The sequence below is a fragment of the Exiguobacterium sp. MMG028 genome (assembly GCF_027947425.1).
Taxonomy (GTDB): domain Bacteria; phylum Bacillota; class Bacilli; order Exiguobacteriales; family Exiguobacteriaceae; genus Exiguobacterium; species Exiguobacterium aestuarii_A.
In genome coordinates, this window is the sequence record NZ_JAQJIN010000001.1 from 1,026,558 (window position 1) to 1,040,572 (window position 14,015).

The following is a 14,015-nucleotide window of genomic DNA, read 5'->3' on the forward strand; positions in this document are numbered from 1 at the left end:
TTGAGGATAGCTGTTTTTTAGTACGTCATCGTCCATGTTACTTTTTGAAGCCAATACATCACGTACTTCCCGAGTGGGATGTCGGTTTGAATCTCGTCATATGCCACTGTGTACGTTCCATTCTCGTTATTCCATAAGCGATTGAAATAATCGTCTACCTCGTCAAAGAAAGCTGTATCCTCTTCTCCTTTTACTTCGACATCCGCCTCGAGGTTGTAGTCGTTCATATTCCGTGTCGTATAATTCCCAGAACCTAGGACGACTGTCTTCTCTTCCCCGTCCACATAGAGGATTTTTGGATGATATTGTTCTTTGCCGACCTCATACCAACGAATTTCGATTTGTTCAGGATTGACGGTATTCAGTTCTGCCGTCACAGGTAAGTTCGGCAATCCCGATTTTGAACGACCGAACGCGTTCGTATTCGGGTCGAGAATCAGATTCACGGTCACGCCTCGACCGGCGGCATCTTCAATCGCTTGAATGATATTTCGATCAGCCAAATAGAACATACCAATCCATATCGTATCCCCTTCCGTCGCCCCGTTCATCGCATCGAGCACTGACTCCTGGATCTTCCCTTCCGTGACGTAACGAATCTCCATCGGCGCCTCGGTCGGTTCGCTCTCAATCGTTGACAACGCCTCATCATCCGGGAAACGTCGCGCATCGCCTTTGGAGAACGTCGCGACCGCTTGCTCCCCTTCCACAATTTCTTTTAAAATAGGGCCTTTTAAATGGACACCGACGTTAGAGTGATATCCACTTGCATCATGCGGGTTCGCCGATAGAACAAACCCTTCATTTTCTGTCACCATCACTTTTCGGTGGTTCGCTTTAATATTCAGTAATCTTAAATACGCCCGGACGGTAATATCCGGTGCCGACGAGGCCATCGGATTCGGCAACCAGCCGTCCTGACTATCCCCAAACCATTGAATCGCCATCCGATAAAACGTGGAGTACAAAATGTTCGGGTCACGAAGTGCGTCGAGATTCGTGTATACGACTTCGACTCCCGCCTCTTCAAGCACATCGAAGTGGTCGGAATCGTGCCCGTTATACGTCGTATTGATATCGTCTGTAATAAAGACGACTTTCAAATCCGGGTATCGCTCCATTTGCTCTAGAAGAGCTGATGACAATCGCGATGTGATATCCGGATATTGTCGGTCTTCATTGGAATATGGATTGAATAAGAAAAAGTCCATGACGATATATTCCTCAGCTTCCCGAATTGCTCGTTCGACTTCATTAAAAATTTCTTGCTCGACAATCTCTGTATCTTCCCCTTGATATGTCAAATCATGAAGAAAATCGATTTGATCATCTGAAATGAGATAAGGTTCAGATTGTCGTGACACTCCTTCCGGTAACGGTTTCACTTGATGATATACAAGTGTGATGAGAAAAATGACAGCGATGATGACCAATCCCCACTTGAACCATCCTTTTTTCCCTTTTTCTTTAGCCATGATTTCCCCTCCTCCTTTGCGGTTCAAAAAACAGGCTGTAGTCACCTACAGCCCGTTCAATCATACTTCCATAATAATCGGCAGGACCATCGGGTGTCTCCGCGTCTTTTGTGCCAAATATGGTGTGAGCGTATCGGATACGAGTTGCTTCATCTCCGACCACTTCATCTGTTTATTTGACAATCCTTGCTCGACGGTTTTCTTCAACAAACGTTCGCCGTCACGAATCAAGCTACCTGATTCACGCATATAGACGAACCCACGTGAGATGATATCCGGTCCTGAAACGAGTTTACGTGTCTTGCCATCGATACTGATAACAACGACGACGAGTCCATCTTCAGAAAGGATACGACGATCCCTTAATACAATATTCCCGATATCGCCGATTCCATTCCCATCAATGTAAACGGCGTTCGCAGAAATTTTACCAGTTACCGCAGCCGACTCAGAATCGACAGCGAGCACTTCTCCGTTATCCATGACGAAGCTATTCTCTTTTGGAATCCCGACTGATTCAGCGAGCTCCGCATGTTTCTTCAACATGCGATACTCCCCGTGAATCGGCATAAAGAATTTCGGATTGAGGAGACGAATCATCAACAACTGTTCTTGTTGCGAACCGTGTCCAGACGTGTGAATGTTCGTCAACTTCCCGTACACGACGTCAGCCCCTGCTTTATACAGCTGGTCAATCGTCTTCCCGACCGAGATGGCGTTCCCCGGAATCGGAGAAGATGAGAAGATGACCGTATCTCCCGGGATGATCGACACTTGACGGTGTGTTCCGTTCGCGATACGACTAAGCGCGGCCATCGGTTCACCTTGTGAACCGGTACAAAGAATGGCAATCTCGTTCGGGTCATAGTGACGCATTTGATTCGCTTCAATGATCATCCCTTTCGGAACGTTGATGAATCCGAGTTCTTGCCCGATTGTCATAACTTTCTCCATCGAACGACCGAAAATCATGAGATGACGTCCTGTCTCAGCACACGCATCGACGACTTGTTGCAATCGATAAATGTTCGATGCGAATGTGGCGAAGATGATTCGGCCGTCCGCTTTACGGAACGTCTCGCTAATCGTTCCCCCGACGACGCTCTCACTCATTGTGAAGCCTTCGACTTCCGCATTTGTCGAGTCAGACAAGAGACAGAGCACGCCTTCTTTTCCAATCTCCGCCATCTTGGCGAGATCGGCAGGTTCACCGACTGGTGTGAAGTCGAACTTGAAGTCACCTGTATGGACGATGTTCCCTTGTGGTGTTTTGACGACAACACCGAGCGAGTTCGGAATCGAGTGCGTCGTACGGAAGAACGAAATGCTCGTTTTACGGAATTTGATGAGTGAATCCTCATCGATTTCGTGGAGTTCCGCCTCACGCAACAATCCATGCTCCTCGAGTTTTACTTTAATCAAACCAAGCGCAAGTTTTGTCGCGTAAATCGGTAACTGAACTTGCTTAAGTAAGAATGGAATTCCTCCGATATGGTCTTCGTGACCGTGCGTGATGAATACCCCTTTTACCTTGTCCTTGTTTTTAATCAAATACGAGTAATCCGGAATCACATAGTCAATCCCAAGCAAGTCATCCTCTGGGAACATGATTCCCGCATCGATGACGATGATTTCATCTTGGAATTGAACAACGTATGTGTTCTTCCCGATTTCTCCTAATCCGCCTAATGCGAACACGGCTGTTTGGTGGTTCTTAACAAACTTCATTTAATCTCTCCTTACTTCAATTATTAATACATCTATGTGAAACATAAGTGATTCTCGAATATGTCCGTAAGATTCTTTTTTCATTATAGCTCATATCATGGCAATATTTCACTAACGATGTGATATTCGTGGTAGTTTCCCTATTTCGTGTTATCCTTTTAGTGGGATCGGAAAACATATTTTTTAGACAAAGAGAAAGAATGGTGAATCAAATGGAAGATCAAAAAGTTGTTTTTTTCGACATTGACGGCACACTCTTGCATGAAGGTAGCTATATTCCACCTTCAACGATTTCAGCGATTCAAGCGCTTCGTGAAAACGGAGTTGAGACGTTTATCGCGACGGGACGAGGACCAGCGATGTTATCGGATATCCCGGAACGAGTCGGAATCGATAGCCTTGTTTGTTACAACGGTCAAATCGTCGTGCATAAAGGTGAAATCGTATATCGTAACACGCTATCTAAAGATGCACTCGGTCGTTTGACGACTCATGCCACTTCGAACAACCATACCCTCGTCTATCTGGGACAAGATCGCGGCGGCGCTTCAAAACCGGATGACGCTATCGTCAAGCAATCTCTCGGAGAACTCGACATGCCGATTCCGCGCTACGAACCAAACTTCCACGCAGAAGAAGACGTCTATCAGACGCTCCTTTACTGTACACCTGAAGATGAGCATCACTATCTCGACGCCTATCATGAGTTCGACTTCATCCGCTGGCATCCACATGCGATGGACGTCATCAATAAAGGTGCAAGTAAAGCCGACGGCATTCGTCACTTTATCGAAGCGAACGGTTATCGACTCGAGAATACGTACGCGTTTGGAGACGCTTTGAACGACTTGGCCATGCTCCAATATGTAGGGACAGGGATTGCCATGGGAAATGCTCGTTCTGAAGCGAAAGACGTTGCGGACTTTGTGACGAAATCGATTCTTGAAGATGGCATCGAATATGGATTGAAAGCGATGAAATTAATCTAAAAAAAGAGACCTCTTGCGTCAAACCGCCGAGTTGGATCAATCGATTCAACGACCACGGTATCGCTCAAGAGGTCTTTTTTTATTTCGAACGTAATGTCCGTTCAAGTCTGTCTAAATCAGTATCTTTTCCGATGATAATCAAAATATCTTCCGATAAGATCATCTCATCTGCCTGCGGCGAAATGATGACATCGTCATCACGACGAATGGCGACAATGTTGACCCCATACTTCGCACGGAAGTCCAAATCGATAAGTGATTTATTCGACAACTTATCTGACGCTTTGATTTCAACAATTGAATGTTCATTTGATAATTCAAGATAATCCAAAATGCTCTGGCTCATCAACCCGTTTGCGATTCGAACGCCCATGTCGCGTTCTGGGTGAACGATATTATCTGCGCCGATGCGACGGAGAACTTTTTCATGGTAATCGTTTGTCGCTTTGACAGTGATGATTTGGACGCCAAGTTCTTTTAAGATCAACGTCGTTAAAATCGAAGCTTGAATGTTTTCACCGATGGCAACGATGACGTGTTCAAAGTTACGAATCCCCAAACTCTTCAACACGTTTTCATCTGTCGTATCCGCGATCACGGCATGAGTGGCCAAACCCATGAACTCATTGACGCGTTCTTCATCTGAATCGATGGCGAGGACGTCATATCCGTTTGAAGACAACTCACGGACGATTGACCCACCAAACCGCCCTAATCCAATGACTGCAAATTCACCTGTCATGATATTACATCCCTTTCCTACACATGTTCTCTTCTTGATTCTTCGTTCAGTGTAACTGATTCCACTTGAAAACTCTATATAAAAAAACAAGATGGGATTTCCTCCGTGTGAAGGAAATCCCATCTTTTCAATCACGCTTTTCCGCTCGAACGTTTCCCGCGTACATAATCGTTGTCAAACAGGAACAAACGGAGCAACAAGTAGAGCGCCGGAACGAGCAGGAGCAACCCTAAGATGAACACAATGACGAGTGCCACCGCCATCGACTCGTTGACGACACTTCCATTAATATCGATGTACGGATACAAGATATATGGTAAGTGTGAATATCCGTAGCCGAACCATGCCATGAAGAATTGTCCCATGACCATCAAGAAAGCAATCCCGTAGTTTCGCTTCATATAGACGAATGAGACGGCAATCACGAAGAAGAGGAAGCTCATTGCGAACCACCACCAATTTCCTCCGAGAATGCTCTCATAGTGCCAAGCAGCTTGAGACTTCAAACCGAAGAAGACGAGCCCAGAAGCGATAATCGTCGGAACGCTCCAGAAGAGCGCCCATTTTCTGACGAGTTCGACGGCATTTTGATCACGTGCCTTGTCCGCATAGAACAAGAGGAACATCGCGCTAATATAGAGGACCGAAACAATCGCCAAGATGACGACAGTCCAAGAATAGAAATTGGTGAACAACTTCGCTCCGTCAAAGATGACGCCGTTTTCCGTCTCAGTGATGAACCCACCTTGACTGACCGTCAACACCGTCGACATCGAAGCCGGGATGAGTAATCCTGTGGCTCCGTAAAGGAACATATACAACGTGCTTTCTTTTGACCCGTAGTTCGCGAATGCGTAAAAGCTACCGCGAATCGCAAGTAAAATCAACACGACGGATGCCGGAACGAGCAATGCCGTCCCATAGTAATAAGCTGTATCCGGAAAGAATCCGACAATCCCGACGAAGAAGAAGACGAAAAACACGTTCGTCACTTCCCACGTCGGTGACAAATACCGTTTAACGAGACGGTTCACTAAGTGATCCCGTTTTGTATAACGGCTATAGAATGCGAAGAAGCCAGCACCGAAGTCAATCGATGCGACGATGAGATAGCCGTACAAGAATGTCCATAGGACGGCAATCCCTAACTCTTGAATTTGCATGTCATACCCTCCGATCACACTTCATCCGCAAACATCGCTTCACCACGATGTTCGGATTGTTTTAGTTCTTTCCCTACTGGGTTCTCTTTGAACAGACGTGATAGAACGACCACTGTGACTGTTCCGAGTACCGCATAGAGGATCGCGAAAGCGACAAGCATCCAGCCGACATTCGCCGACGTCGTAGCTGCTTCACTCGTACGCATCAACTCATAAAGTGCCCACGGTTGACGACCAAATTCAGCGAAGAACCAACCGAATTCAATCGCTGCCATCGCAAGCGGTCCACCGGCTGCAATCGCAAAGAGCATCGGTTTACTGAACTGGTTCAAACGTTTAATATAGCGCCCTAATACAAATAGGAAGGAGATGAGCGCTAGAAGCATCCCGATTCCGACCATCGCATCAAACAAGTAGTGAACAAAGAGCGGTGGCTGGTCCTCTTTCGCAAATTCATTGAGACCTGTCACCTCATAGTTTGGAACACCACCGGCAAGAATAGAAAGCGCATAAGGAATCTTCAAGGCGCCTCGGACTTCATATCCGCCTTCACCGTCATCTTCTAACCAACCACCGAGAATCAATTCCGCCTCGGAGGAGGTTTCAAAATGCCATTCCGCTGCTGCTAATTTATCCGGCTGATATTGTGCCAAATACTTACCTGAGAAGTCTCCGACGAGTGCAGTCGCAATCGCAAAAATCAAGGCGACTGTCATCGTCAAGCGAAGACCTTTTTTATGATATTCGATTGACATCTTGTCGAGTTGATTACGACGTTGACGTAACAATTGTACAGCTGCAATCGCCGCTAAGATGAACGCAGACGTTAGAATCGCAGACGTCAATACGTGTGCCATCTTCGTTGGCATAGCTGGACTAAACATCGCTTCAAGCGGACTGACGTTCGCCAAACGACCGTCAACGATATCAAATCCTACCGGTTGGTTCATAAAGCTGTTTACCGTTGTGATAAAGAACCCTGAGAACAATGCACCGACTGCGACTGGAATCCCGAGAAGCATGTGATGCCACGGGTTTTTAAAACGATCCCACGTATACAAGTAAATTCCGAGGAAAATCGCTTCAAAGAAGAAAGCGAACGTCTCCATGAATAGTGGAAGTGCAATCGTTTGACCCGCAACGCGCATCATGTTTGGCCATAATAGCGAAAGCTGTAGACCGATTGCTGTACCCGTTACAACCCCGACCGCTACGGTCACGACATAACCGCGTGACCACCGACGAGCCATAAGGGTATATTTCGGGTCTTTTTTACGAATCCCTAAAAATTCTGCCAATAAGATTAAAAGTGGAACCCCGACGCCGAGTGTGGCAAAAATCACATGAAAACCTAATGTGAGTGCCGTCAATGCTCGGCTCATCAGGACAGGATCTTGAAACATCTATTGATTACCTCCTATCTCTCTCTATCGCTTCGAACCCATGTATGAAACGACAATCACAGATGAATACCCTTCGATACTTCCATCATAATGATTTTATATTGCGCTGTAATGTCTCAATGCTCGAGTTTGCAAAATGTTCACATTTGAGCAATCGCCACAGAATTGTCGCTTTACATTCATATTTGATTCCCTTTTTGCTCACACTTCACTCTTTTTTGGGCACACTAAAAGCGGTCTCAACGGAGACCGCTTCGTGTTATTGAATCATGACTGTGCGGAAATAGTGGTCAAACAATTCGATGGCTACTTCAATCGCTCGTTCGTCCGGGTTGAGTGTCGATTGATGGAGACCCGACCCCATATCGTTCACACCTAGCCAAACCATGAATCCAGGTACTTGTTTCAGCATATATCCAAAGTCTTCCCCTGTCATGGCAGGAACACACGTCTTATACGAATACCCAACCTCTTCAACCGCTTCTTCGAACTGATAAAGATAGCGCTCATCGTTGACGACCTCGTGATAGCGATTGCCGAATTCAAGGTCGATCTGAACGTTATACGTCATTTCGACACCGGCGATGATCTGACGAATCCGGCTCTCGAGCACAACCATCTCCTTGTCAGATAACGCACGTACCGTTCCATCTAACTTGGCTGTATCGGCGATGATGTTCTCTTTTGTTCCCGCTGCGACTTTCCCGATGCTGACGACCGCACTTCCCATCGGATCAATGTTCCGTGACACGATGGTTTGCAGTTGCATGATGAGGGCGGCTTGGACGATAACGGCATCAATTCCTGCGTGAGGGAATGCGCCGTGCCCTCCCTTTCCATGAATCGTAATATGGAGTTCACGTGCGCTTGCGAATAATACACCTGGTCTAGAAGCTACCATCCCGACCGGATATTCAGGCGCGACATGTAATCCAAATAGCGCGTCCGGACGGAAGTGATAGAATAATTCGGATTTCGCCATCGGCTCCGCCCCGCCTGGCCCTTCTTCAGCTGGTTGGAAGAAGACGACAAGATGGTGGTTGAACGGGACTTCGACCGCCCGTTTAATCAATCCGAGTGCGATGGACATATGAACATCATGACCGCACGCATGCATCATACCTTCATGAATCGATGCAAACTCCAACCCAGTCTCCTCGGTAATCGGCAACCCATCCATGTCGGCCCGATACCCAATCGTCTTCTCCCCGACGAGACCATCCACACGTACGAAAAGACCCGTCCGCCAGTGCGTGATATGAACACGTGGAGAATCGAGCGAACGGATCAGTTGTTCGAGAGTCGCCTGTGTTTTGAATTCTTCATATCCAGCTTCCGGGATTAAATGCAGTTGTCTTCTTGCTTCGATTGCCCAATTCATGATTCAGTCTCCTTCGTAACTTCTTCAACAATGTTCCAAAATGCTTGTACTTGTGCCAATTCCAACATCGATTCTGTCGACAGCATCCACGTGTCCCGAACAAGCGGGACACCACTCGAGGACGTCAACGGAATCTTATTCATTTCATTGACATCTTTAATGGTCGACTCCGGTAAAATGGCGAAGCCTATTCCATGTAACGCCATCTGTTTACACGTTTCAATCTGGTCGACGACAAGTGTGGTGAGCGGCGGGCTCGAAAATCGTTCCTGCCACCATTCTAATATTTCCTGGTAATATGTCGAGTCGCTCTTAAATTGAATAAATGACCGTTCGTTATTTTTTAGTTGGGACAGGTCAGTCATTTTTAAATCGACCAAGTGTAAGGAGTCAGAGAACAGCTTCATGCGTTCCCCGCGCCAATCCGGATTTCCTCGAATGATGCCGATATGAAAATTCTCTTCAAGCATGTAACGCATCATTTCACTCGACCATCCGGTGACTAACTTGACACGGACAGACGGATATCGCTCCACGAACGTCTTTAATACTTTCGGGAGCCAATACTGACCCATGATGGAAGCGACAGCAATCTTTAACGTGCCATATACTTCTCCCGGATTTGCTGTCAGCTCGCTGCGAAGCTCTTGTTCTTCACTGTACATTTTCTTGGCGAACTCGATGATCTTCTCCCCGTCTGGCGTCAAGGCAAGACCACGTGTCGAACGAACGAAGATCTTTTTTCCCCATTGATGTTCGATTGTCACGAGCCGTTGACTGAGCGCCGGTTGAGAGACGAATAATCGCTCCGCCGCTTTGCGCATATTCAATTCTTCTGCAAGGATAATCAACACTTCTACTTCCGATACTTGCATGACGTCACCTGTTTCTCTATCATTTGAAAGATTGTATACTGAATAAGTATTTGTTTCAATGTATCATATCATGTTTATTCATCAATTTGATTGTTAGGAGGAAATCTGATGCAACGCCATCATTTCGCCTTTATCGTTGCGACCGTCGCGACGCTTGGCAGCCTTTACTTCTCTGAAGTCATGCTCTTTTTACCGTGCAAATTGTGTTGGTTCCAACGCATCTTTATGTATCCACTTGCCATCTACTACTTGACGATCATGTTGACCGCCCGCGATGTGAATCGATTGTTTGTCGGAATTATGGCCGGCGCCGGCTGGTGTATCAGTCTTTATCACGTCATCCTAGAACGTATTCCGAACGGAGAAGCCTTCTGCACGAACGACTGTCTCATTCGCTGGGTGAATTACTTTGGTTTTGTTACCATCCCACTTCTCAGTTTTATCGCCTTTACATGTATTATTATCATTCAATTCGTTCCGTTCAAAAAAGCGTAAGACGTACAAAGGAGAAGCCGTCATCATGACAGCTTCTCCTTTTCTCATTGCCACCACTCGTCGTACAGTGAAGCAGGCATATGATGCTTATGACGTGAACGTTTGAAAATCGTCTCAATCCGCTCCGCAATCACTGGGTCGATGGATTTACCTTCTAAATAATCATCTAATTGGTCATATGTCATGCCGAGCGCCACTTCGTCAGGCAGGCCAGGACGACCGTCTTCAAGATCGGCTGTCGGCACTTTATAAATGACTCGTTCATGCGCCTCTAGTTCATGAAGCAACGCTTTCCCTTGACGTTTGTTCAAACCAGTCAACGGTGTGAGGTCACACGCCCCGTCTCCATGTTTCGTGTAGAATCCCGTCACATATTCCGCTGCATGGTCCGTACCGACGACAAGTGCACCAAACGTTGCCGCGATGTCATATTGCGCCTTCATCCGTTCACGCGCTTTCGTGTTCCCTTTATGGAAGTCACTCAACTCAAGACCTGTCGCTTGTCGGAACGCTTCTACCGATGAGTCGACGGCAGGTTTAATATTGACGGTGAGCGACTTGTCCGGACGGATGAACTCGAGCGCGAGTTGGGCATCATCTTCATCATGTTGTTCGCCATACGGTAATCTTACCGCATAAAACGTGTAGTCCCCCGCATCTTCCGCTCGTAGTTCTTCCATGGCGAGCTGACACAGTTTCCCTGCCAAACTAGAGTCTTGTCCACCTGAAATTCCAAGGACAAGTCCTTTCGCACCGGCACGTTTCACATACGCTTTCAAGAAATCGATTCGTTGACGAATTTCCGCCTGCGGATCGATGGTCGGTTTGACATGTGTTGATTCGATAATATGTTGTTGCATGAATGACCCTCCCATAATTCTCTCATTTCGTTTTATTGTCTGATAATTCACAAACCCCGTCAACTAGCGACGTACAAAAGAAAGACGGAAACATTCGTTTCCGTCTCATGATTATTGAATTTGGAATGACGTGACGTCTCCACCGATCGGTGTCAATTCAAGGAATAATTTTTGACCTTCCGCTGGTGCTTCATCGAGCAATACGCCAAATGTGAAGCTTCCACCTGTCACTTCTGCCGCACCTTGGGCATACAAGTTATGCCCGTCTGACACAGACCATTCAAACTCTACTTCTTCCGTGAAGCCACTGACTTGAATCATCGTATCATTCAAATCAATTTTCACGTCACGGAACGCACCGTCTGTTTGCGGTTCAGATGCAGGTGTTTCTTCTGGCGTTTCAGTTGTGTCCTCTTCTGGCTCTTCTGCTACTCGTTCAACAGTGAAGAACGTCTCATCAGTCACAGCGATTTCTGGTGCTCCATCGACTTGACCGAGTGCGATCACTTCGACCGAGTATTCACCAGCTGCCAATTCTAATGGGAATACCTCATCGAAGATCTTTTGTTCATCCGCTTCCCACGTCTCTTCGATAATCGATTCCGTAAACATATATTCGCTACCATAGTCAAACACGGTTTCGTCCCCTTGTTTGATGATCAATTGGAAGCGTTGTGATGAATTGAACGTCACCTTCGCCGCCTCTTCATTTGGGTTTGTCATCTTGACAGTTGCTGATAATGTATTGGCTGACGCGTCATATGCCATTTCCGTGTCAAGTGTTAATGGAGCTGGTGGTTCAGACGAATCGCTATTCACTTGACTCGGTTTCGCCTCTTCTTTTCCACATCCTGCTACGACTAGTATGATTGCCGTCACGACGGCGAGTAACCAAGTTTTTTTCATGGATCCCACTCTCCTCAACAAAATAAAAAAACGTCTATAGCACTAGTGTATACAAAGTGCAGACGTTTGTAATGATTTTCCTTATATTATTTACCTTTTTTACGAAACTTTAGCTTGTTCCATGTACTGTTGCCAACCGGTCATGAACAACGAATCAGCGATATCGAGATCAGACCGGACTTGAGCCGAAATGGAGAACGTCTCACTATGCATCGATTCAAACGTGACGACCATCGTCTCTCCTACCACTTCTTTATAAGCTACAAGTTCAGGCGTTTCTGCAAACAACATCATAAGTATGGCTCCTTTGTTCATCTGTGATAAACCTAGTGTACCAATATGAAACCAAGATGTAGGTCCTATCGTTCGACAGGGGAACAGTGACATTTTACCTATTGTCGAAACGCTTACATCAAATGTTAGTCAAATGGGGAATTGTGCATGTAAGATATCAAAAAAGAGAGGAAATCCGCCCTGCAGACCCCTCTCCTTTCCTAAAAATGTAAATGAAATTGATTCATCACATGTCGAACGAAACATCACTTCGTACGGTTTGAAATTTGTTGCCACACTGTTCCGAGAGCCGTTTCTCCGCTTGTGATGCGTTCTTTTGCGAGTCGTGCCTGCAACGAAACTTCAAATTCGCGGTCTTGTTCAGCAACCGTCAAAGCCGAGACTGCGCGTTCGTCTCCACAATCAAACAAGAAACGAGCCGCACGCCAACGGACGAGTTTATTCTTGTCTTTCAGCGCCTCAATCATCGAAGGTTGAGATTGAGGTAACGCCCAATCTGATACTGTATCCCCAGCCGTTCGTCGCACAATCGGAGAAGCGTCCACAAGAGCTTGTTCGATATATGTGACATATTCCTCACGACGTTCTTCAAACATCCCGATCATGACGACTGCTTGTCGGCGAATCGCCATCACGGAATCTTCGAGTGCACGGCGGAAATACACCATATTCTCGTCTTGGATGTCCAATTCATCCAAGAAAGCCATCCGGTCTTTCCAATTGTCAGATTGCAAGTGGTTCGCATTTGCTTCAAAGTCAGCTTCGCGCCCAAACGCTCGAGCCACGATGCGTTCCACACGTTCTTGTGGATACGCAGCTTCTAATTCTTCTTGAGCGACGACACTGACCTCATCCAATTCCCCGTAGCGTGGGGCTTGCTCCACCCAACGGCGGTCTTGAATGACATTCTTCACTTGTGCTTGAACTTCCATAGCCGCGTCGACGAATCGTTTCGACAGCCCGATCCGTTTTTCCTCGTCACCTTTGACGAGTTTCAACTGCATCGGGACATCGAGCACGAACTGAACGGATACATGGACCGGTTCATAGTCTGTATCCATCTGTGCAGATTCGACTTCCTCGACTTGTTCCCCGAATGCCCGTCGGATTTCATTCATCACGTCATGCCAGTCATGTTTCGGATGACGCTCGACAGCGAGAAAATCAGATACCGCATATACGGATTTCACGCCTCGCAGCCCAACGATTTCTTGAATAATGGCTGGGGCATCGGTACTCGCTTTGTCATACGTGGTACCTCTCCCTTCAAACGGCGGATCCACAATGATTTTCAAGTTATTCGGACTTGGTGTCGGTTCAATTGCTACTAGTTTCATCCTCATCACCTCACTCTCAATCGTGACGAAAATGACAAAAAAACGCAAGCGAGTCGCTTGCGTTCGAGTCAACCATCTATTTTATTTAAAACAACGCGATAAACTGTTGGAGTGAATACGTCGTACCATCCACAGTAAACGTGTCGTCCTCTGAAATCGGTTCAAGGAAGAAACGTTTTTCACCATTCTCTTTTACGTAACCAAAAATATGATTGGATTGATAGAACAATTCAACAATCGTCATCCGTCCAAACGTCATTCCATCGTTCATTACCGCCCGATCACCTAATTCGCCGCCATTGTACAGTTCGATGTAAGTTTCCATTTTGGTGTCGCTCCTCTTGTGTTTGTTTTCACAATTCCTTTC

14 protein-coding genes are annotated in these 14,015 nt (G+C 46.5%); 2 read left to right on the top strand and 12 right to left on the bottom strand.

Going from position 1 to position 14,015, the window contains the following annotated elements:
* Window positions 1-17: 17 nt before the first annotated feature.
* Window positions 18-1,475 carry a phospholipase D family protein gene (locus PJK55_RS05425; RefSeq protein ID WP_271305039.1) on the bottom strand — a complete coding sequence of 486 codons (1,458 nt, stop codon included), beginning with the start codon at window positions 1,473-1,475 and terminating at the stop codon, window positions 18-20.
* A 60-nt stretch (window positions 1,476-1,535) separates the two neighbouring features.
* Window positions 1,536-3,203 carry a ribonuclease J1 gene (gene rnjA, locus PJK55_RS05430; protein ID WP_015881254.1) on the bottom strand — a complete coding sequence of 556 codons (1,668 nt, stop codon included), beginning with the start codon at window positions 3,201-3,203 and terminating at the stop codon, window positions 1,536-1,538.
* 200 nt (window positions 3,204-3,403) lie between these two features.
* On the opposite strand from rnjA, the gene PJK55_RS05435 reads away from it, so the two are divergent.
* Window positions 3,404-4,192 carry a Cof-type HAD-IIB family hydrolase gene (locus tag PJK55_RS05435; RefSeq protein WP_271305040.1) on the top strand — a complete coding sequence of 263 codons (789 nt, stop codon included), beginning with the start codon at window positions 3,404-3,406 and terminating at the stop codon, window positions 4,190-4,192.
* A gap of 79 nt (window positions 4,193-4,271) precedes the next feature.
* On the opposite strand, the gene PJK55_RS05440 is transcribed toward PJK55_RS05435, so the two are convergent.
* The 5 genes from PJK55_RS05440 to PJK55_RS05460 form a co-directional block, all read right to left on the bottom strand.
* The gene (locus PJK55_RS05440; protein ID WP_074035000.1) at window positions 4,272-4,934 is read right to left on the bottom strand and encodes a potassium channel family protein; all 663 of its coding nucleotides are present in this window, start codon (window positions 4,932-4,934) and stop codon (window positions 4,272-4,274) included.
* A 131-nt stretch (window positions 4,935-5,065) separates the two neighbouring features.
* Window positions 5,066-6,097 (bottom strand): cytochrome d ubiquinol oxidase subunit II, encoded by a 1,032-nt coding sequence (locus tag PJK55_RS05445; RefSeq protein WP_271305041.1) that lies wholly within the window; start codon window positions 6,095-6,097, stop codon window positions 5,066-5,068.
* 14 nt (window positions 6,098-6,111) lie between these two features.
* Entirely contained in the window at window positions 6,112-7,500 is a 1,389-nt protein-coding gene (locus PJK55_RS05450) for a cytochrome ubiquinol oxidase subunit I (protein WP_271305042.1), read from the bottom strand.
* Window positions 7,501-7,759: 259 nt separating this feature from the next.
* Window positions 7,760-8,881, bottom strand: a complete 1,122-nt coding sequence (locus tag PJK55_RS05455; RefSeq protein ID WP_074035009.1) for an N-acetyldiaminopimelate deacetylase — start codon at window positions 8,879-8,881, stop codon at window positions 7,760-7,762.
* Complete coding sequence (locus tag PJK55_RS05460; protein WP_214785219.1) at window positions 8,878-9,756, bottom strand: LysR family transcriptional regulator; 879 nt, start codon at window positions 9,754-9,756, stop codon at window positions 8,878-8,880. The genes PJK55_RS05455 and PJK55_RS05460 overlap by 4 nt, the downstream gene beginning before the upstream one ends.
* Before the next feature lie 108 nt (window positions 9,757-9,864).
* On the opposite strand from PJK55_RS05460, the gene PJK55_RS05465 reads away from it, so the two are divergent.
* Window positions 9,865-10,251 (top strand): disulfide bond formation protein B, encoded by a 387-nt coding sequence (locus PJK55_RS05465; RefSeq protein WP_271305043.1) that lies wholly within the window; start codon window positions 9,865-9,867, stop codon window positions 10,249-10,251.
* Between the two features lie 44 nt (window positions 10,252-10,295).
* Here PJK55_RS05465 and nadE read toward each other — a convergent pair whose 3' ends face one another.
* The 5 genes from nadE to PJK55_RS05490 all read right to left on the bottom strand — a co-directional run bounded on the left by nadE (window position 10,296) and on the right by PJK55_RS05490 (window position 13,973).
* The gene (nadE, locus tag PJK55_RS05470) at window positions 10,296-11,111 is read right to left on the bottom strand and encodes an ammonia-dependent NAD(+) synthetase (protein ID WP_271305044.1); all 816 of its coding nucleotides are present in this window, start codon (window positions 11,109-11,111) and stop codon (window positions 10,296-10,298) included.
* 111 nt (window positions 11,112-11,222) lie between these two features.
* The gene (locus PJK55_RS05475) at window positions 11,223-12,017 is read right to left on the bottom strand and encodes a BsuPI-related putative proteinase inhibitor (protein WP_271305045.1); all 795 of its coding nucleotides are present in this window, start codon (window positions 12,015-12,017) and stop codon (window positions 11,223-11,225) included.
* Between the two features lie 99 nt (window positions 12,018-12,116).
* On the bottom strand, window positions 12,117-12,311 hold the full coding sequence (locus PJK55_RS05480) for a hypothetical protein (protein WP_214695545.1): 195 nt from the start codon (window positions 12,309-12,311) through the stop codon (window positions 12,117-12,119).
* A 245-nt stretch (window positions 12,312-12,556) separates the two neighbouring features.
* Window positions 12,557-13,648, bottom strand: coding sequence for a virulence factor (locus PJK55_RS05485; RefSeq protein ID WP_271305046.1), 1,092 nt, complete (start codon window positions 13,646-13,648; stop codon window positions 12,557-12,559).
* 85 nt (window positions 13,649-13,733) lie between these two features.
* Complete coding sequence (locus tag PJK55_RS05490; RefSeq protein ID WP_074035023.1) at window positions 13,734-13,973, bottom strand: hypothetical protein; 240 nt, start codon at window positions 13,971-13,973, stop codon at window positions 13,734-13,736.
* Window positions 13,974-14,015: the final 42 nt, after the last annotated feature.